Origin of the sequence: Streptomyces sp. NPDC050636 (assembly GCF_040654775.1) — a bacterium.
Taxonomy (GTDB): Bacteria; Actinomycetota; Actinomycetes; order Streptomycetales; family Streptomycetaceae; genus Streptomyces.
On the sequence record NZ_JBFAIP010000040.1, the window covers coordinates 41,056 to 60,664 of the forward strand.

Below are 19,609 nucleotides of genomic sequence, written 5' to 3' on the forward strand. Positions count from 1 at the left end.
GGGCTCCGCACACCCGCACCCCGCCCCGCACCCTCCTCACAACCCGATATCCCGCTCCTGAATGTCGGCGAAGGATTCGCGGCGTACCAGGAGCCGGGCCTGGCCGCCGGCCACCGCGACGACCGGAGGGCGGCCGACGAGGTTGTAGCCGGAGGCCATCGAGAGGTGGTACGCGCCCGCCACGGGGACACCGAGCAGGTCGCCGGGCCGGATGTCGCCGGGGAGTCGGACGTCGGAAGCGAGGACATCGCCCGCCTCACAGTGTCGGCCGACGACGGTGACCGCTTCCGGCGTGGCGGCCGAGCGGCGGCCGACCAGGCGGGGCGCGTAGCGCACCCCGTACAGCGCCGGCCGGGGGTTGTCGCTCATCCCGCCGTCCACCGCCACGAAGGTGTGCGTCCCGGTCCGCTTGACGGCCAGCACCCGGTAGAGGGCGACACCGGCCGGGCCGGCGATGGCGCGGCCGGGCTCGACGGCGAGTCGCGGCACCGGCAGTCCGGCCGCCGCGCAGCCGCGGGCCAGTTCGGCGCGGACCTTGGCGGCGAGGCAGGCGATGTCGAGGGTGGGCTCGCCGGGCCGGTAGGCGATGCCGTGGCCGCCGCCGAGGTCCAGCTCGGGCAGCGTGATGCCGTGCTGCTCATGGACCCGGGCCAGCAGCCCCACCAGCCGCCGTACGGCCGACAGATACGGCTTGACGGTGGTGATCTGCGAGCCCAAGTGGCAGTGCAGGCCCACCAGTTCGAGGTGCGGCTGGCCCAGTACCCGGGCGATGGCGTGCTGCGCGGAGCCGTCCGCGACCGACAGCCCGAACTTCTGGTCGTCGGTCCCGGTACGGATCTTGGCGTGGCCGCCCGCGGCGATCCCCGGCACGACCCGGATCAGCACCTTCTGGCGGCTGCCCGCCGGGACCGCGGCGGCCAGCCGGGCGATCTCCGAGGTGCTGTCGATCACGATCCGCCCGACGCCGAGCCGCAGCGCGGTGCCCAGGTCGTCCGGGCTCTTGGCGTTGCCGTGCAGCACGATCCGCTCGGGCGGGAAGCCGGTGGTCACGGCCAGCTCCAGCTCACCGGCGGAGCAGACGTCGAGGCCGAGGCCCTCCTCGCGGACCCAGTGCGCCATGGCGCGGCACAGGAACGCCTTGGCCGCGTAGAGGACATCGGCGTCTGGGAAGGCGCGCAGATAGGCGCGGCAGCGGCGCCGCACCTCGTCCTCGTCCAGGACGTAGGTGGGTGTGCCGAAGCGGTCGGCCAGCTCGGTGAGGGGGACTCCGCCCACGGCAAGGTCGTCGTGCGGGAGGGGGACCGCGGACCCGGGCCAGATGGCGAGCGGCTCATCCCCCAGAGGCACGCTCGGGGCGTCGGGCTGCGTGGCGGGGGCGCTGGACCGGGCCCTCTGTGGCGGTGGCGCCACCGGCGCGGTGGCGCCATGCGACGTAGCAGGCGCAGCGGCCGCCACGGCCGCCCCGGCCTGGGGCAGCGTGCCGTGGCTCATGCCATGGCTCATGGAGTGACTCATGGTGCGTGCCCCTTCCTCAAGCGGCCCGTACGTGACGAACCTGGGAGAAGTCAGGGGCGAACCGTGGGTCGACGGTTACGACTGTCGTCCCTAGGGGCTCGGTCAGCGCGCGCAGCGCGGGCTCGGAGAGCGTGACCCAGGACTGGCCGCCGCCGAGCGCCGCGGTCAGTCGCTGCTTCGAGGTGAAGCCGACAGCGGTACGGCTGCCGAGGGGAGTGCGGAACAGGCGGGCCGTGCAGCCCGCTGGACCCGACCGGACGGGGACGAAGAGAGGCCCGGCCGGGACGCGATCGGCGGGTTCGGGATCTTCCGCGTACAAGGTGTTGTGGGACACGGCATTGCTCCTTGGGCAGGACGTCGGCCCCGGACCGGTGGAAGACGCGTGCGCCGGGGCTCGTCTCTGACGCTATTCCCGGAAAACCGGAGAGCTCCGTCCCCTCTGACGCATCATTGACGATTCGTGGACAGGACTTGACGCGATACTGCCGCCCAGTGGCCGAGGAGCAACGCTCTGTGACGCGCCATCGACGACTGGTGAACGAAGTGCAACGATTCGTGTCCGATGCCCACCACAGAAATTCACGTTCCGTAGGTGAATCTCCACCCTCAGTGAATCCTCACCCATGCTCCAGGAATCGCCATCCACCGTCCGTGGACCGCCGCACTTGACCTTGACGTCGCGGCAAGCACTCCACCGGAAGGCGTCCACAGGGCGCGCGTGACCGCTTACGTGCACACCCACCGGCCTCTCTCACCCCCAACGGGAGGGGCCGGACCGCAGGACGAAGTCCGGAGGCCCGGAACCGCACCCGACAGCCCCGCGCAGCGGCAACAGCCCGCCGCAACCATCACGGCGGGACAGCCAAAAACGGCCCCGGCAAAGCGCAGCGAATCGGCAGCGGACCGCCGGCGCCCCCTCAAGCAAGCGGCGCACGCAAAGCGCAGCGAACCGTCTCCGCGAACTCCACGGCCGCCGGGCTCAGCGCCTCCCATTGGCGTACCGCCCAGCCCGTCGCCAGCGGGGGCAGTGAGGGGATCGGCACCAGCCGCAGCGCCGGGGTGTTGGCGGCCCGGCGACCCGGCAGTTCCGGTACCACCGCGTGGCCGACGCCCAGTTCGGCCAGCAGCAGGGCGGTGTCCCAGTCGGCGACGCTGGTGGTGCTAGGCGGCGGGACGGGGCCGGTTTCCCGGCGGTTCAGGTGGCCGTCGAGCCGCATTCGGGACGTGGAGTTCTCCGGCAGCCGTATGTGCCGGATGCCGGCCAGTTCCTCGGGCTCGATCCGCTCCCGTGCGGCGAGCGGATCGTCGGCGCGTACGGCCAGCACCCACGGCAGATCGATCACCGGATGCTGCTCGATGCCGCGCACCGGCGGGCCGATGGTGATCCAGGCCAGCTCGGAGGTACCGTCCGCGACCGCTCCGAAGCAGCGGCGGCTGGAACTCTCGGTCTGGAACTCCAGGTTGACCTGCGGATGCCGGGAGCGGAAGTCGACGACCGCGTCGGACATGAAGTGCCGTACGGTCGTGGCGCCCGTGGTCACCCGGACCGTGCCGCCGTCGCCCTCCCGCATATCGGCCAACGTGCGCAGTGCCAGATCCAGCCCGCCGAGGCCGTCGGCCGCCGCGCGATGCAGGATCCGGCCGGCCTGGGTCGGCGCGACACCGCGCGCCCGGCGCTCCAACAGGCCGATGCCCGCCTCGCGTTCGAGCCGCTTGACGCGCTGGCTGACGGCCGACTGTGTGCAGCCCAGGTCCCGGGCGACGGCGCTGAGATTGCCCGCCTCGCAGACGGCCACGAAGGCGCGGAGGTCGTCGAGAGTCATGGGCTCACGCTAACCTCTCAACCCAAGCTATCCCTAAGAGATCTGAAAGGAAATCAGAGGATTGACTTGGGTATGGATGCGGCGCGAAGATCGTCACAGGGCCCAGGGCGGCAACCCGGAACCCCGTACGGCCGTACGGATCCGGGTGCCGACCCGCCCCACCCCCGTCGTGCACTCCCACCCGCGCTAGCCTCTAACGGTGAGAACCGACGGTGAAGCCGACGGGAAGGCCCACTCCACCCGCGCCCCCCTCCGCCGGGCGTCCGCCTGGGCACTGGCCTGGATCCGTTCCACTCCCGGCACACACATCTGGCTGCTGATCATCGGCATCACCAGCCTCGTCATCGCCTCGGCCTCCGAGGGACTGGGGCAGTTCCTCCTCCACCGCACCAGCAGCAACATCCACGAGCTGAACGAGCATCCGCTGCCCTCGCTGCTGATCAGCGGATTCTGGATCGAGCGACCCGAGTCGTTTCTGCTCTACGTGGTGATGTTCGAGCTGCTGCACGCCAACGTCGAGCGCTGGATGGGAACTTGGCGCTGGCTGCTGACCGTCGGCGCGGCGCATGTCGCCGCCACCCTCGCCAGCCAGGAACTCGTCCTGCTGGCCATCGAGGGACACCAGTTGCCGCGTTCGATGACCCATGTCGTGGACATCGGCGTCTCCTACGGGCTGGCGGCCGCTGCCGGTGTGCTGACGTACCGTCTGCGGCCGCCCTGGCGCTACGGATACCTCGCCGGAGTGCTGGTGTTCTTCGGTGTACCCCTGCTGACCGGCGCGACCTTCACCGACATCGGCCACGCTCTCGCACTGGTCCTCGGCTTCGCCGCCTGGCCGCTCACTCCGGCGGCCCGGGACGAGCCGGACCCCCGGGAACCGTCTCCGGAAGCCCCTCAGATCGAGTAGAGCCGCTCCAGTACCCGCGCGATGCCGTCCTCCTCATTGGAGGCGGTGATCTCGTCCGCGACGGCCGTCAGCTCGTCATGGGCGTTGGCCATCGCCACGCCGTGCGCGGACCAGGCGAACATCGGGATGTCGTTGGGCATATCACCGAAGGCGAGCGTCTCCTTGGCCTTGAGGCCCAGGCGGCGGGCGGCCAGCGACAGCCCGGTGGCCTTCGACAGGCCCAGCGGCAGCAGTTCGACTATGCCCTCGCCGGCCACCGTCACCCCCACCAGATCGCCGGCGACCTCGCGCGCGGCCTGCGCCAGGGCGTCGTCGTCGAGGGTGGGGTGCTGGAGGTAGACCTTGTTGAGCGGGGCCGCCCACAGCTCGGCGGGGTCGTCGATCACGACGGTCGGCAGCGGGCCTTCCTGGACCCGGTAGCCGGGGCCGACCAGCACCTCGCCCTCCAGGCCGTCCCGGCTCGCCGCCAGATACAGCGGGCCGGTCTCCGCCTCGATCTTGGACAGTGCGAGGCCGGCCAGCTGCCGGTCCAGCGTCACCGACGTCAGCAGCCGGTGCTCTCCCGCGTGGTAGACCTGCGCGCCCTGCCCGCACACCGCCAGGCCCTGGTAGTCCAGGGCATCGAGGATGTGCCGGGTCCAGGGCACCGACCGGCCGGTGACGACGATATGCGCCGCGCCCGCCGCGGTGGCCGCGGCGAGCGCCGCACGGGTGCGCTCGGAGACGCTCTCGTCCTGACGCAGCAGCGTCCCGTCGAGATCCGTCGCGATGAGCTTGTAGGGGAGTGAGGCTGCGGCGGCGGTCACTTGGAGACGGGCTCCAGGACCTCGCGGCCGCCCAGGAAGGGACGGAGCATCTCGGGGACGCGCACCGAACCGTCCGCCTGCTGATGGTTCTCGAAGATCGCCACGATCGTGCGCGGTACGGCGCAGAGCGTGCCGTTCAGCGTCGCCAGCGGCTGGACCTTCTGCTTGCCGTTGACGGTCTCGCGCATCCGGACCGAGAGCCGGCGCGCCTGGAACTCGTCGCAGTTCGACGCCGAGGTCAGCTCGCGGTACTTGCCCTGGGTGGGGATCCAGGCCTCGCAGTCGAACTTGCGGGAGGCCGAGGCGCCGAGGTCACCGGTGGCGACATCGATCACCTGGAAGGGCAGCTCCAGGCCGGTCAGCCACTGCTTCTCCCAGTCCAGCAGCCGCTGGTGCTCGGCCTGCGCGTCGTCCGGCGCGACGTAGGAGAACATCTCCACCTTGTCGAACTGGTGGACCCGGAAGATGCCGCGGGTGTCCTTGCCGTACGTACCGGCCTCGCGGCGGAAGCACGGCGAGAAACCGGCGTAGCGCAGCGGCAGCTTGGCCGCGTCGACGATCTCGTCCATGTGGTACGCGGCGAGCGGGACCTCGGAGGTGCCGACCAGGTAGTAGTCGTCCTTCTCCAGGTGGTAGACGTTCTCGGCCGCCTGGCCGAGGAAGCCGGTGCCTTCCATGGCGCGCGGGCGCACCAGGGCGGGCGTCAGCATCGGCGTGAAACCGGCCGCCGTGGCCTGCGCGATGGCGGCGTTGACGAGGGCGAGCTCCAGGAGCGCGCCGATGCCGGTGAGGTAGTAGAAGCGCGAGCCGGAGACCTTGGCGCCGCGTTCGACGTCGATCGCGCCGAGCAGCTCGCCGATCTCCAGGTGGTCCTTGGGCTCGAAGCCCTCGGCGGCGAAGTCGCGCGGGGTACCGAGGGTTTCGAGGACGGTGAAGTCCTCCTCGCCGCCGATCGGCACGTCCGGGTGGACGATGTTGCCGAGCTTCAGCAGCAGCGCCTGGGTCTCGTCCTTGGCCTCGTCCTGCGCGGCGTCGGCGGCCTTGACGGCGGCGGACAGCTCACCGGCCTTCTTCAGCAGCGCGGCCTTCTCGTCGCCGGCGGCCTTGGGGATGAGCTTGCCGAGCGCCTTCTGCTCGGCGCGCAGCTCGTCGAAGCGGACGCTGGACGACCTGCGCCGCTCGTCGGCGGAGAGAAGGGCGTCGACGAGCTCGACGTCCTCTCCACGGGCGCGCTGGGAGGCGCGCACACGGTCGGGGTCCTCACGGAGCAGGCGAAGGTCAATCACCCCACCAGGCTACCGGGGCCGTGCACCGGCGCTCGACGTGATATTGCCCCGTGCCGACCTTTGTCCGTTTTGGGTTATTTATTCCATGAACGGGAATGGCGGTCTTGCGGGATTTCGGGATTGCGGGATCGAGGGAATGCCGGGGCCGCACGGGAAGGGGTCGGGTCCGCGGTCGCCGCGTCGGTCGTTGTGGAATTCCTTGTTCATTTCCCGGGACGGTCGTGGTGTTCGGTATCCGGTATGCGGCATTCGCGCTGTGGATCCACGGAGCCACCCTGGGTCACCGTCCGGACCCCGTTCCGGGGCCATCCCCCGGGTTGTCCACAGGGGTTGGGGGTTCCGGGAGTCTTATCCACAGGCTGTGTGCGAGATCTGTGGAAGTCGGAGGTGATCATTCCGTTCCCGGAATGTTCCACTATGGATTCCTTGTTCAAACCACCTTCCCGCACTCTTTCGTGTGGGATTGCCTCGCCCTAAAGGATTGATCGCGTAAATTATGCTGACGCGGCCCAGGGTGGGGCTCTGTGGAGAGGTGTGAGGTCGGTAGAGGTATTTGTCGACTCTGTCCGGCTCTTGTGTCGACTTACCCACAGGTCGAGAACCAGCCCTGTGGATAACTTTGTGGAAAACTCCCGGCCGCCAAAGACGCAGGTCACAGGATGTGCCCCGATCTGGACCGGGCAGCGGCCCCGGCCGTCCGTCGTCAGCTCCGCCCGTCCTGGCAGCGCGTCAGCCAGTCCGACGCCTCCACGAACGCCGCGTCGGTCATCTCCGGCCGTACGGTCGCCGTCACCTCGTCCGCCCGCGGATACGAACCGAGGAACCGCACCTCGCGGCAGATCCGCTTGAGGCCCATCAGCACCTCGCTGACGCGGCGGTCGGTGATGTGCCCCTCGCAGTCCACCGAGAAGCAGTAGCGGCCGATGCCCTCACCGGTCGGCCGGGACTCGATCCGCATCATGTTGACGCCGCGGATCGTGTACTCCTGCAGCAGCTCCAGCAGGGCGCCGGGGTGGTCCTCGCGCAGCCACAGCACGACCGAGGTCTTGTCCGCGCCGGTGGGCGCCGCGGGCCGGGCCGGCCGGCCCACCAGCACAAAGCGGGTGGCCGCGTTCTGCGCGTCATGGATGTCGGTGACCAGCGGCTCCAGGCCGTACGTCGCCGCCGCGAACTCACCCGCGAACGCACCGTCGTAGCGCCCCTCCTGCACCAGCCGCGCACCGTCGGCATTCGAGGCCGCCGACTCCCATACGGCCTCCGGGAGTTGGGCTGCCAGCCACTTGCGCACCTGCGGCTGGGCGACCGGGTGGCCGGTCACCGTCTTCACGTCGTGCAGGGCCGTACCGGGCCGTACGAGCAGCGCGAAGGCGATCGGCAGCAGCACCTCGCGGTAGATCATCAGCGGCTCGCCGGAGGCCAGTTCGTCGAGGGTGGTGGTCACTCCGCCCTCGACGGAGTTCTCGATCGGCACCAGCGCGGCGGCGGCCTCTCCGCCCCGCACCGCATCCAGGGCGGCCGGTACCGACACCATCGGCGCCAGCTCCCGGGTGGCCGCCTCGGGAAGCGTGCGCAGCGCGGCCTCCGTGAACGTGCCCTCGGGGCCGAGATAGGTGTAGCGGCTGGCCGACATGCAGGTGACTCCTCGCGTGACTGCGGGGGCGCCCCGCCGATCTTCTCCCTGTCCTGTCACGATACCGAGCCCGCACGGGCCCGGACCGGGCTGCGCTCTCACCCCTCCAGCAGCGGCTGCCCCACGTAGTCGCCGGACGCTGCGGCGGGCGGCACCGCGTACAGTCCGCTCGCCTCGTGCCGCAGGAACGGGGAGAGCGCATCGCCGCGGTCCAGCTTCCGCTGGACCTGGGTGAAGGCGCGGAGCGGATCGGCCTGCCAGCAGATGAAGAGCAGGCCCGCGTCCGGTGCGCCGTCGTCGCGGAAGCCGTCGTGGAAGGAGAACGGGCGGCGCAGCATCGCCGCGCCCTGGTTGGACTCCGGCGCCGCGATCCGCGCATGCGCGTTCGCGGGGATCACCGGCAGCCCGTCGGGGTCGTTCTCGTCCAGCCGCATCGGGGTGGTCTCCGAACCGCCGGTCAGCGGCGCCCCGTTGCTCTTCCGCCGCCCGATGACCTTCTCCTGTTCGCCCCGTGAACGCTTCTCCCAGTCGTCCAGCAGCATCCGGATCCGGCGGACGACGGCGTACGAACCGCCGCGCATCCACTCCTGGTCGGCGTCCCGCCCCACGAAGATCCGCTCGTCGAAGTCCTCGTCGGAGGGCTTGGGGTTGTTGGTGCCGTCGATCTGGCCCATGAGGTTGCGGGTGGTCATCGGGTGCGCGGTGGCACCCGGTGTGCGGTGGAAACCGTTCATCTGCCAGCGCAGACGCGCGCTGCCGGCCGCGTCCTTCTGGAGTGCGCGCAGCGCGTGGAAGGCGACCAGTGCGTCATCGGCGCCGATCTGGATCCACAGATCGCCGTTGCTGCGCTTGCCGTCCAGCGCGTCGGCGGAGAAGTCGGGCAGCGGGTCGAGCTGTACCGGGCGCCGCTTCCGGAGGCCCGTACGGTCGAAGAAGCTGTGGCCGAGGCCGAAGGTGACGGTCAGCGAGGACGGTCCGGCGTCGAGCGCGACCCCGGTGTCGGCGTCCGGCGTCCGCCCGGCCATCAGCTCCTCCGCCGTCCGCGACCAGCGGCGCAGCAGCGCGGCGGCAGCCTTGCGGTCCGCTCCCGGGGCCAGGTCGAAGGCGACGAGATGCCCGTTGGCCTGCAACGGAGTGGTGATGCCCGCCTGGTGCTTGGTGCGTTCCTCGCGGAACGGGACCTCGGTCGAGCCGACGGTGGTGAGCGCGGTGGGTGCGTCGGACTGCTCGGCGGAGGCCGCGATGGTGCCCCCGGCCCCGCCGACGACCAGCCCGGCCGCACCCGCCGCACCGACCGTGCCGAGCAGCCGGCGGCGGGAGAGCTCCAGGGAGGTCTGCGGATCCGGGGCCTGCTTGGGTTGCTTGCTCATCAGCCGATCTTCACGTTCTTGGTCTCGGTGACCTGGTCGATGTCGGAGGTCCGTACGAGCAGCGAGAGCTGCCACTGCCCGGGGACCGGCAGCTGCACGCCGTGCGCGCTCCAGCGGCCCGTACCGCTGTGCTTGGGGACGACCGGCAGCGGCCCGAGTTTCTTGGCCTTGAGGGTGAAGGAGACCTTCACCTCCGGGACGTCCATGGCCTTGCCCGACGGGTCGGAGATCCGCAGCCGCAGCTCGTTGGCGCTGCCGCTGCGTCCGGGGTCGAGGTCGAGCCGGGCGGTGCCCTTGCCGCGCGGGCCGCCGGTGTCGAAGGGGATGGACAGCACCTGAGGCTGGTTGGCGTCGGCGGACTGCCCGGCCGCGGCCTTGACCGCCGCTTCCGTACGGGCCGGTTCGGTGGCGGTCAGCACGGTGGTGACCGCGAGCAGTACGACGGCGACCGACGCCTCGGCGAGCACGGACCGCCGCAGCCCCAGCCGCTCCGGGTCGGCGTCGCGGATCCGCTTGGTCCGGGCAGTACTCAACGCGGCCTGCTGGCGGGCCAGTTGAGCGGCGCGGGCGGGGTCGGGGGTGGGTTCGGGGTCGGGGGCGGTGTCGGCGCCGGTGTCGGCGTCGGCGCCGGATGTGGAGTGGGCGTCGGATGTGGAGTGGGCGTCGGTGGTGGCTACGCGTTCGAGCTCCCGCTCCGGTTCCCGCTCCGGTTCCCGCTCCGACTCCCGCTCCGGCTCCGATTCGGTGTCCGCTTCGGTGTCCGCTTCGGTGTCCGAGGACCCCGCCCCCGCCGTACGGACCTCCGCGAGCCGGGCCGTCCACCGCCGCGACGTCCAGCCGATGCCCACGAGCACCACGACCAGACCCGCCTTGACCAGCAGCAGCTGGCCGTACGAGGTGTCGGTCAGCGCGCGCCAGCTGCCGACCTGCCGCCAGGACTGGTAGATCCCGGTGGCCACCAGCACCAGCACCGAGCCGAACGCGATCCGCGAGAAGCGGCGTACCGCGCTCCGCTCCACGGACGGGCCCCAGTACAGGGACACCAGCAGGGCCGTCAGCCCGCCGAGCCAGGCGGCGACGGCGAGCAGATGCAGGACGTCGACCGGCATGGCGATGGCGGTCTGCAGCCCGGTCGAGGCGTGTTCGGCCATCGCCCAGGTCGCGGCGAGACCGGCGGCGACGATCACCCCGCCGAAGGAGAGGCCGAAGGTGAGATCCCGGCGCCGCTTGGCGCCCTCGTCGGCGGTGGCGGTGCTCGTATCTCCCGTGGCGCCCGCCTTGTCGGAAGCCGAATCCGACGCCGAAGCCGATTCGGATTCAGAATCGGACTTCGAATCCGAGCCGTCCGCCGCCTCCCGCCCCCTCTCGTGCGCCTGCGCATACGCCCCGAAAAGCACCGCCACAAACACCGCCGAGGCGGCGAGCAGCAGCAGCCGGGAGACCAGCGCCGCCCCCGGCTTGGTGTTCAGGACGTCCTTGAGGCCGCCGAGGTCGAAGACGTCGGCGAGTTCCCCGGACCCGGTATACGGGGCGCGCAGCAGCAGCATCGCAATGGTGGCGGCGGTCAGCACCGCCCAGCCCTGGACGACCAGTCGCTGGACGGACCGTACGCAGGATGCGGCCGGGCGGCAGGCGACCACGAAGGCGGCGCCACCCGCCAGCAGCACAAAACCGGCGTACGCCAGATAGCGGGCGATGCCGTAGAGCGCGCCCACCAACCCGCCGCCGGCCTCCTGCTGCGGCACTGCGGCGGCGGTCTTGGAGGGCGCGCCGATGGAGAAGGTGAAGGCGCCGGAGACCGGGTGGCTGTCGGCGGAGACTGCCTGCCAGGCGACGGTGTAGGTGCCGTCGGCGAGTCCCGGCGGCAGCCCCACGCCGTATTTGACGGTGCTGCCGCTGCACAGATTGCGCAGCTTTCCGCGGTCCACCCGCTTGCCCCGCGGATCCAGCACGCGGATCGAGTCATCGCCCATGGCCACGCCCTCGGAGAAGGTCAGTGTGACCTCCTCGGGGGCGCGGTCCACCACCGAGCCCTGTGCCGGCGTGCTGCCGGTCAGTGCGGCATGCGCGGACGCCGGGGTGGCGCCGCCGAACAGCGCGCCGGCCAGCGCCACCATGACGACCAGCAGCCGCAGTCCGGCGGACCGTCGCGGCCGTAGCCCGGTGGTGACCATAGTGATCGCTCCCCTAACTGCCGTCGCTGTGACGGTTTGACTGCTGTACCTGTGCCGCCCGTTACTTCTTCGGCTCGTAGTTGATGGCCTTGACCGGGAGGTTCACATTGACGGGCTCGGCGTGGGCGAAGTGCAGCTGGATGCCGATGATGTCGCCCTTGGCCGGCTTGTCCTTGAGGCCCATGATCATCAGGTGGTTGCCGCCGCGTTCGAGCCGGAGTTCGCCGCCCGCCGGTATGGGCAGGGAGGTGACCTGCTCCATCTTGTTGCCGACCGTCTTGTGGATCGTGACGTCCTTGGCCAGGTTGGTGGTGACCGAGGTGAGCTTGTCGGCGGCGCCGCTGTTCTTGATCGTGAGGAATCCGCCGGCCATGTCCTGGGTGACCGGCTGCGGCATGTACGCGCCGTCGACCTTGAGCTGCGGGGCGGCCTCCCCGGTGTCGCAGCCCGCCAGGGCGAGACCGGCGGTGAGGGCGAAGGCGGCGGTGAGGGTGGTGCGGCGGTTCACGGGTTCTGCCCCTTGATGATCTTCGGAATTGCTTTGGTGTAGTCGTCGGAGGTCGCCTCCTGCATGCCCAGCCAGTGGATCCGGTCGTCCTTGGGGGACGACATCAGAACCTGGGCACCATGCGTCGACACGACATCGCCGTTCTTCTTCTTGACGGGCTTCTCGATGCCGATGTTCACGCTGCGCGCGCCGGCCTGAATCGTGTCGAAGTCGCCGGTCAGGCCGGTGAAGTCGGTGTTGATTCCGCCGAGCCACTTCTTGAGAGCCGCCGGGGTGTCGCGCTCGGGGTCGGAGGTGACGAACACGACCCGGAGATCCTTCTGTTCGGCCTTCGGCAGCTGCTTGACCGCCACCGCGATGTTGGCCATCGACAGCGGGCAGACGTCCGGGCAGTTGGTGTAGCCGAAGTAGATCAGGGTCGGATGGCCCTTGGTCTTCTCCAGCAGGTCGTACTTCTTGCCGTTGGTGTCCGTCAGGACGAGGTCCGGCTTCTCCATGGGGTTGTCGAGCTTGACGATCGGCTTGGGGGCCGTGGCGCCGGAGACATCTGCGACGGGCTTGCCGTCGTCGGCGCCGCAGGCGGTGAGGGTGAGGGCCGCGGCCGCCGCGACGGCGGAGGCGAGCACGGTCCTTCGGCGCAGTGCGCCAGGCAGTGCGCTGGGCATGGCACTACGCCTTACAGAGCTACGCATTACAGAAATTCCCGTTGGTCCAGAGATCCCGGTGGTCCGGGAAATGAGGTGCCGGGCCGGCGCCGGTCGGGCGTCGGCCCGGTCGGTGATCAGGCGCTGCGGCGCCGGCCGGCCAGCACACCGAAGCCGACACCGGCGATGCCGACGACGATGCCGACGACGGCCAGGATGCGCGCGGTGGTGTCACTGCCGGACGCCTCGGCACCCCCCGCGTTTGCGATCGCGTCGCGCGTGGCCTTGGCGTCGCTCTTGGCGTCCTTGTTGCCGGTGCCGCCGTGGTGGCCGTCACCGCTCGGCTCGCTGAGTTCGAGCACCGGCGCGGGGTTCTCCGGCTCCGGGCCGCCCTCCTTCGTCGGCTCGATCCAGCGCACGACCTCCTTGTTGGAGTACGTCTGGAGGGCCTTGAAGACGACGTGGTCGGCGTCCTCGGGAAGCTGTCCGACGGAGACCGGGAACTGCTGGAACTGGCCGGGCTCGACGCCCTTGCCGTCGGCGGTCCAAGTGATCTTCGAGGGCGCCTCGTTGATCTTCTCGCCGTGCATTTCGAGGGGCTTGTCGAGCTTGGCCTTGGTGACCTTGACCTTCCAGCCCGGCACCGGCTCCGGCATCACGGACGCCAGCGGGTGGTCGGCCGGCAGGGTGACCTCGAGCTTCACCGTCGAGGCGTCGTCGCGCTCGTTGGGCACCTTGAAGTTGACGGTCGCATAGCCGCCCTTCTCGGCCTGACCGGCGGGCTGCACGCTGACGTGCGCGAAGGCCGGGACGGCGAGCAGCAGCACGCTGCCGGCGGCGATCCCGCCGACGACGGGCAGCCGGCGGACGAGCCGACGCGCGGCGTTCTTCGAGTGGGTCTTGTTGGTCATATCCGACATGGCGGAAACGCTCCACAGGGAAGAGGTAACGGTGATCTGGCGCGCGTGCGGCGACGGCGCGAGAGCCCGTACCCGTCCTGTGGGGGCGTGCTTCGCGTGACGTCAGGCCGCGAGGGCCAGGGCGGGCGGCCCTCGCCTGACGACACTGTGGTGGAGCGCGAGGTCGTTCGGGCCGGGTTTGTCATCTCCGTACGAAACGAGGGGGCGCGGAGCGTCATCGTGCACCGAGCCGAGCCCCGTGAGCAGGGCACGTACGAGCGAGAGCGCCCCGCGCAGGGCGCCGACGAGCGCCTCGGCAGCGACCTCACGCGCCGCCGGAGCGGACAGCCTGACCAGCCGCCACAGCGCCGCCTCGCCGCGCCGCAGCAGCCACCCGACGGCGAGCGCCGCGAGCAGGTGGCACAACAGCATCGGCAGTGACGGCGCGAGACAGTTCGCCATCGTCGGGTCGCCGACCGCACCGCCGGCCATGTGGTGGGTCGTTTGGAAGCCGCCGGAACCGAGGATCCGGCGCGCCGCGTCACCGTCCAGCCGCCCGGCGCCGAGCCCGCAGGTCACCTGCCGGGCCATCGCGATCGCTGCCTGGTCGGAGAGCCCGTTGACGCCGCCGCTGCCGGCGGCGAGGGGCTGCTGCCCCATGGCGAACAGCGAGTGCAGTGCGAGCTGCCCCACAGCGAGTCCGGCCGCGATCCCCGGCAGCGAGCGTTCCCGCCCGGCCAGTGGGGCTGCGACCGCGAACACCACGGCGCAGGCGACGCCCAGCGTCCACAGCGGGACCGTGGCGTAGGAGGCCGCCATGTGCCCGGCCGCGGATAGCGCGACACAGACCGCGGTGAACACCGCGGCCCTCAGCAACCGGAGATCGGCGGCTGCGCGCGCGGTGGTGGCGGGCGGGGCATTCATGGCGGCGCCATCATGCCACTGCCCCGAAATGCCGCCTACGGCAGGGCGCCGCTCAGAGCCGCGTCCCGGGGCCGCACGGTGGGCGGCAGGGGCGCATGGGGGCGCGCAAGAGGGCGCTGCCTACACCCATGCGCTCTGTGCCCGCATCCGCCGAATGAGCGGTGTCACGTCCCGGACATGCTTACGGACCTTGGCGCGCGGCAATAGGTATCGGTATGTCGAGCCGTGGCCAGGAGGCTGGAGCGATGAGCATCTGGTGGTCCCTCCATCTGCGGCGCGAGGCCGCGAGCGTGCCGCTCGCCCGGCGTCTGCTGCTGGGCACGATGGAGACGGCGGGCGTCGACCCGGACATCTGTTACGACCTGTCGGTCGCCCTCTCCGAAGCCTGCGCGAACGCCGTCGAGCACGGCGGCGACGCCGCCACCGAGGACTACCGCGTCACGGCCTTCATCGACGGTGACACCTGCCGCATCGAAGTCACCGACTCGGGCCCCGGCTTCCGCCGCCCCCAGACATCCGCCCCGCCCCATCCTCCGACGGACCGCGCCCCCGTGCCGGCCGCCGTCCCCACCCCCACGCAAGCCCCCGCATACGCCGAGGACGGCCGGGGGCTCTTTCTGATCGAGGCCCTCACCGACCACGTCCGCTACCGCAACCGCACGGGCCGCCGGGGCGCGGTGGTCAGCTTCGACAAGATCCTCAAGTGGCGCGAGGGGGCGGCGCTGCCGATGGCGTCGTGAGGTGTACCGCCGGTCGCCGGTGATGAACTCGTCGCCCGCCCAAGGTCCTTGCCGACCTGGGATCCAGGGAAGACCATACGGCGGCCGTTCTGTCGACCCACGGCGAACATCGGCAGCCGGAAGCTGGCCGGAAATCGCCCTTGAAGGGTGGTGTGCAGCGCGGTCTCGGGGCGAGAGAACCTCCCCCGCGGCGTCCCCTGTCCCGCGAGACCGGCGCGCACCGAATTAACGCGAAGTTGCTCGTGTTAATCAGTCTTGGACAATACTTGGCGTGAACCCGCCACGCAATACGGAGTCGCCGTGATGACAGGGCATCATCCTCCGGGAGAGACCCGCCCGGGAGGGCGTACGGCCAGGACCCGGCAGGCCGTATTGGCCGCCGTCTTCGAGGAGTTGGGCGATGGCGGATTCGCCGCGATCACCATGGAGAAGATCGCCCAGCGCTCGGGAATTCACCTTGCGACGCTCTACCGTCGCTGGCGCTGCATCGAGGGGATGGTCTGTGAGCTGCTGTCGGACCTGAGCGCCGATGTGCTGCTGCCCGACACCGGCTCACTGCCCGGGGATCTGCGTGCGCTGGCCCGTGCGATAGGCGCCTTCTACGGGGATGCGCGCAGGCGCAGCCTGATCGAGGCGGGGGTCTCCGCCGCGGCCCGCGATCCGGAAGCGGCGGCGGTACTGCGGGAGTTCTTCGACGCGCGGCTGGCACTGGCCGGCCAGATGGTGGAGCGCGCCATCGAGCGCGGCGAACTGTCCGCCGACACGGATCCGAAGGAAGTGATGTCCGCGCTGGGCGCGCCTTTCTACTACCGGATCCTGATCGCCCGCCGCCCCGTCGACATGGCGCTCGCCGAGTCCGCGGCCACCGCGGTCTGGGCGGCGGCCCGCGCGGGCGCGTATGCGAGGCCGGACAGCGCGCCTCCCGGGGCGGAGTGAGACGACGCGGGGCCGGACGGCAGCGTCCGGCCCCGCGTTTGCCCTCGGCGCTACTTGGCGAGCAGGCCCGCCATCCACTCCTCGACCGCGGTGGACGTACGCGGCAGCGCGGCCGACAGATTCCGGTTGCCGTCCTCCGTGACCAGGATGTCGTCCTCGATGCGGACGCCGATGCCGCGGTACTCCTCGGGCACCGTCAGATCGTCGGCCTGGAAGTACAGGCCGGGCTCGACGGTGAGGACCATGCCGGGCTCCAAGGTGCCCGCCACATACGCCTCGGTGCGGGCCGCCGCGCAGTCGTGGACGTCGAGGCCGAGCATGTGGCCGGTGCCGTGCAGGGTCCAGCGGCGCTGCAGCCCGAGCTCCAGCACCCGCTCGACCGGGCCCTCGACCAGGCCCCATTCGACGAGCTTCTCGGTGAGCACCCGCTGGGCGGCGTCGTGGAAGTCGCGGAACTTCGCGCCCGGCTTCACCGCCGCGATGCCGGCCTCCTGGGCCTCGTACACCGCGTCGTAGATCTTGCGCTGGAGGTCTGTGTAGCGCCCGTCGATAGGCAGGGTGCGGGTGACGTCCGCGGTGTAGAGGCTGGTGGTCTCCACGCCGGCGTCCAGGAGCAGCAGATCGCCGGAGCGGACTCGGCCGTCGTTGCGGACCCAGTGGAGGGTGGTGGCGTGCGGGCCGGCGGCGCAGATGGAGCCGTAGCCGACGTCATTGCCCTCGACGCGGGCGCGCAGGAAGAACGTGCCCTCGATGTAGCGCTCGGACGTCGCCTCCGCCTTGTCGAGGACCTTCACGACGTCCTCGAAGCCGCGCACCGTCGAGTCGACGGCCTTCTGCAGCTCGCCGATCTCGAACTCGTCCTTGATCAGGCGCGCTTCGGAGAGAAACACCCGCAGCTCTTCGTCGCGCTCGGCGGTGACCTTGTCGGCCAGCGCGGTCTCGATCCCGGCGTCATGGCCGCGGACGACGCGGACCGGCCCGGTGGCCTGGGTCAGCGCTTCGGCGAGGTCGCGTACGTCCCGGCAGGGGACGCCGAGCAGTGTCGCGGACTCGGCGAGGCTGTTGCGGCGGCCTACCCACAGCTCGCCCATGCCGTTGAGCCAGAACTCACCGTTCTCGCGGTTGGAGCGGGGCAGCCGGTAGACCGTCGCGTCATGGCCCTCGGATCCGTCGGTGCGCGGCTCCAGGACGAGGACGCTGTCATCGGTCTGGTCGCCGGTGAGGTAGACGTACTCCGTCGACGCGCGGAACGAGTACTCGGTGTCGTTGGAGCGGGTCTTGAGGTTGCCCGCCGGGATCACCAGGCGCTCACCCGGGAATCGCCGGGACAGCGCGGTACGGCGCAGGGCGGCGTTCGGCGCCTGCTCGATCGGCTGGAGATCACGCAGCTCGGTGTCGGCCCAGCCGCTCTTCATGTTCTCCGCGAGCTCGTCCGATACGCCCGGGTAAAGGCCGTTCTTGCGCTGCTTGATCGGCTGCTCGTCCTCGCCCGGGGTCTCCGGTGTGGGCGCGTCGGTCACCATGCCTCCTTTTAAGAGTGAACCGCTATGAACCGTTTCACGTGAAACGGTGCCAAGCGGGAACCGCATTCCATCGTAAGTGCGAATCCACGGCGGTCCAGGGTGCGCGGCTATGACCTGGCAGGCGGGGAACCCCGCACGGCGCCGCCGCGCGGGGTTTCCCGGCGCTCGCTACTCGTCGAAGTGGGCCGCGAGCAGTACCACGTCCTCCTCCGAGGCGGGATCGTCGAGGCCCTGCGGCAGAACGGTGCGCAGGATGTGATCGACGATCGCCTCCGGGTCGTGCCGGCTCGCCTTGGGCACGCCCGCGGCAGCGGCGTGCAGCCGGGCGAAGGCGCGGTCCATCGGTTCGCCGGTGCGGTGCAGCAGCCCGTCGCTGTAGAGCAGCAAGGTCTCGCCGGGAGCCGGCGAGACCTCCACGCTCGGTGCTTCCCAGCACGCGAGCATGCCCAGTGGCGCGGACAGCGAGGTCTCCACGAACTCGGTACGCAGATCGCCGAGGATCAGCGGCGGGCAGTGCCCCGCCCCGGCGAGCACCAGCTTGCGCGGGAAGGGGTCGGTGATGCCGGCCGGCATCTCGGGCGCGGGCGGCCCGCCCGGTGCGCCGGGCGGCGGCTCGGTGAAGGCGAACAGCGCGGTCGCGCTGCGGGCGGGCTCGGTCAGCCGCAGCAGCAGCTCCAGATCGGAGAGGACCGCGACCGGATCTTCGCCCTCCATGACGGCGTACGCGCGCAACGAGGCGCGCAGCCGCCCCATGGCCGCCACCGCGCTCGGCCCTGACCCGGTGACCGACCCGACGGCGAGCCCCAGCGCGCCGTCGGGCAGCGGCAGCGCGTCGTACCAGTCGCCACCGCCGCGCGGCCCGGTGCTGTGCGCCACCGCGAGCCGTACGCCGGGGACCCGCGGCAGCCGGCTGGGCAGCAGCTCCTCACGGAGTGTCGCCGCGGCCTGCCGGCTGCGGTGGAGTTCGACGAGGCGGGCGAGGTGCTCCGCGGAGTGCGCACGGTAGAGGCCGACGAGGTGCCGCTGGCGTTCGGTGGGCTCCGCGGGTTCGTCATAGAGCCAGACCACGGCGCCGATCCTGCCGATCGGGTCGGCGGTCAGGGGGACGGCGTAGCTGGCGGCGTAGCCGAGGCGGGCGGCGACCTCGCGCAGGCGGGGGTCGAGGCCCTTCTGGCCAGGGATGTCCGGCTCGGCGATCTCGGTACGGGTGTCGGCCCTGGCCGCCGGGACGCCGTTCCTGCGGGCGTCGTCGGCGGCACCCGGCTCGGGGAGGCCGTCCAGTATCCGCGCGTACGACAGCGCGCGTCGGGGGATGGTCTCGATGTGACCGATGTCGGACCGGCCGAGGCCGAGGCCGATGCTGGTGTCCGGGCCCAGCCCGTCGGCCGGTTCGAGGACGACGAGGCCGCGTTGCGCGCCGACCAGGTACGCGCCGGCCCGCAGCATCTCCTGGAGGGCTTCCTCCAAAGTGCGGGTGCGCGCGAGTTGTTCGGTGAGGTCGTGCAGCGTGCTGAGATCGGAGATCCAGCCGGCGAGCCGGTCCTGGACGGCGATGAGCTGATCGACGGGGGAGACGTCCGGGGGGACGACGTCACGAGCCGTGCCGGGAGAGGCGTCCGGAGCGCTCGGAGGGGAGTCGGACGAGGCGTCCGAGGGGGTGTCCGCGCGGGCTTCGGCCGCGAGCGGATCGGCAGTGTGCGCGGGGGCGGGAAGTGTAGGTTCGATTCCAGCCACTTTCGGCACGTGGGGCGCAGTCATGGCCGACGGCTAACGTCATGCCCGGCATAGCCCCAGGTCAGGCCGCATTTTGGTAGGGAGTGCGGCATTTTGTTGAGTGGTTTTGTGCGGTATGTGTGGCCGCGCAAGTTCCTCAATAGCATCGCAAACCCCCATGTCATGCTGCTCCGCTATCAATGCCTCCACA

At 70.8% G+C, this 19,609-nt stretch carries 17 protein-coding genes; 3 read left to right on the forward strand and 14 right to left on the reverse strand.

Features of this window, described 5'->3' with window-relative positions; all coding sequences use genetic code 11:
- Positions 1-36: 36 nt before the first annotated feature.
- The 3 genes from lysA to AB0I10_RS25285 all read right to left on the reverse strand — a co-directional run bounded on the left by lysA (position 37) and on the right by AB0I10_RS25285 (position 3,338).
- Complete coding sequence (gene lysA, locus AB0I10_RS25275; protein ID WP_363154902.1) at positions 37-1,491, reverse strand: diaminopimelate decarboxylase; 1,455 nt, start codon at positions 1,489-1,491, stop codon at positions 37-39.
- Positions 1,492-1,531: 40 nt separating this feature from the next.
- Positions 1,532-1,849, reverse strand: a complete 318-nt coding sequence (locus tag AB0I10_RS25280; protein ID WP_363154885.1) for an SAV_915 family protein — start codon at positions 1,847-1,849, stop codon at positions 1,532-1,534.
- Between the two features lie 583 nt (positions 1,850-2,432).
- Positions 2,433-3,338, reverse strand: coding sequence for a LysR family transcriptional regulator (locus AB0I10_RS25285; protein ID WP_363154886.1), 906 nt, complete (start codon positions 3,336-3,338; stop codon positions 2,433-2,435).
- 274 nt (positions 3,339-3,612) lie between these two features.
- On the opposite strand from AB0I10_RS25285, the gene AB0I10_RS25290 reads away from it, so the two are divergent.
- Positions 3,613-4,245, forward strand: a complete 633-nt coding sequence (locus tag AB0I10_RS25290) for a rhomboid-like protein (protein WP_363154903.1) — start codon at positions 3,613-3,615, stop codon at positions 4,243-4,245.
- Here the strand turns inward: AB0I10_RS25290 and AB0I10_RS25295 are convergent.
- From AB0I10_RS25295 to AB0I10_RS25335, 9 genes are all read right to left on the reverse strand, one after another.
- Positions 4,233-5,051, reverse strand: a complete 819-nt coding sequence (locus tag AB0I10_RS25295; RefSeq protein ID WP_363154887.1) for an HAD family hydrolase — start codon at positions 5,049-5,051, stop codon at positions 4,233-4,235. The two genes, AB0I10_RS25290 and AB0I10_RS25295, sit on opposite strands and share 13 nt — an antisense overlap.
- The gene (gene serS / locus AB0I10_RS25300) at positions 5,048-6,337 is read right to left on the reverse strand and encodes a serine--tRNA ligase (protein ID WP_363154888.1); all 1,290 of its coding nucleotides are present in this window, start codon (positions 6,335-6,337) and stop codon (positions 5,048-5,050) included. Before serS ends, AB0I10_RS25295 begins: the two co-directional genes overlap by 4 nt.
- 703 nt (positions 6,338-7,040) lie before the next feature.
- The gene (gene pheA, locus AB0I10_RS25305; protein WP_363154889.1) at positions 7,041-7,967 is read right to left on the reverse strand and encodes a prephenate dehydratase; all 927 of its coding nucleotides are present in this window, start codon (positions 7,965-7,967) and stop codon (positions 7,041-7,043) included.
- 98 nt (positions 7,968-8,065) lie between these two features.
- Positions 8,066-9,337 (reverse strand): iron uptake transporter deferrochelatase/peroxidase subunit, encoded by a 1,272-nt coding sequence (gene efeB / locus AB0I10_RS25310; RefSeq protein ID WP_363154890.1) that lies wholly within the window; start codon positions 9,335-9,337, stop codon positions 8,066-8,068.
- On the reverse strand, positions 9,337-11,511 hold the full coding sequence (locus tag AB0I10_RS25315; RefSeq protein WP_363154891.1) for a copper resistance protein CopC: 2,175 nt from the start codon (positions 11,509-11,511) through the stop codon (positions 9,337-9,339). The genes efeB and AB0I10_RS25315 overlap by 1 nt, the downstream gene beginning before the upstream one ends.
- Positions 11,512-11,572: 61 nt before the next feature.
- On the reverse strand, positions 11,573-12,019 hold the full coding sequence (locus AB0I10_RS25320) for a copper chaperone PCu(A)C (RefSeq protein WP_363154892.1): 447 nt from the start codon (positions 12,017-12,019) through the stop codon (positions 11,573-11,575).
- Entirely contained in the window at positions 12,016-12,660 is a 645-nt protein-coding gene (locus AB0I10_RS25325; protein WP_363154904.1) for an SCO family protein, read from the reverse strand. The genes AB0I10_RS25320 and AB0I10_RS25325 overlap by 4 nt, the downstream gene beginning before the upstream one ends.
- A 140-nt stretch (positions 12,661-12,800) precedes the next feature.
- A complete protein-coding gene (locus AB0I10_RS25330) occupies positions 12,801-13,574 on the reverse strand; it encodes a YcnI family protein (RefSeq protein ID WP_363154905.1) in 774 nt (257 codons plus the stop codon).
- A 111-nt stretch (positions 13,575-13,685) separates the two neighbouring features.
- Complete coding sequence (locus tag AB0I10_RS25335) at positions 13,686-14,486, reverse strand: hypothetical protein (RefSeq protein ID WP_363154893.1); 801 nt, start codon at positions 14,484-14,486, stop codon at positions 13,686-13,688.
- A gap of 245 nt (positions 14,487-14,731) precedes the next feature.
- On the opposite strand from AB0I10_RS25335, the gene AB0I10_RS25340 reads away from it, so the two are divergent.
- Both AB0I10_RS25340 and AB0I10_RS25345 read left to right on the forward strand, forming a co-directional pair.
- On the forward strand, positions 14,732-15,226 hold the full coding sequence (locus AB0I10_RS25340; RefSeq protein WP_363154894.1) for an ATP-binding protein: 495 nt from the start codon (positions 14,732-14,734) through the stop codon (positions 15,224-15,226).
- 303 nt (positions 15,227-15,529) lie between these two features.
- Positions 15,530-16,162, forward strand: a complete 633-nt coding sequence (locus AB0I10_RS25345) for a TetR/AcrR family transcriptional regulator C-terminal ligand-binding domain-containing protein (protein ID WP_363154895.1) — start codon at positions 15,530-15,532, stop codon at positions 16,160-16,162.
- Between the two features lie 50 nt (positions 16,163-16,212).
- Here AB0I10_RS25345 and AB0I10_RS25350 read toward each other — a convergent pair whose 3' ends face one another.
- Positions 16,213-17,682, reverse strand: a complete 1,470-nt coding sequence (locus AB0I10_RS25350; RefSeq protein ID WP_363154906.1) for an aminopeptidase P family protein — start codon at positions 17,680-17,682, stop codon at positions 16,213-16,215.
- Between the two features lie 171 nt (positions 17,683-17,853).
- Positions 17,854-19,419, reverse strand: a complete 1,566-nt coding sequence (locus AB0I10_RS25355; protein WP_363154896.1) for a PP2C family protein-serine/threonine phosphatase — start codon at positions 19,417-19,419, stop codon at positions 17,854-17,856.
- Between the last annotated feature and the right edge of the window lie 190 nt (positions 19,420-19,609).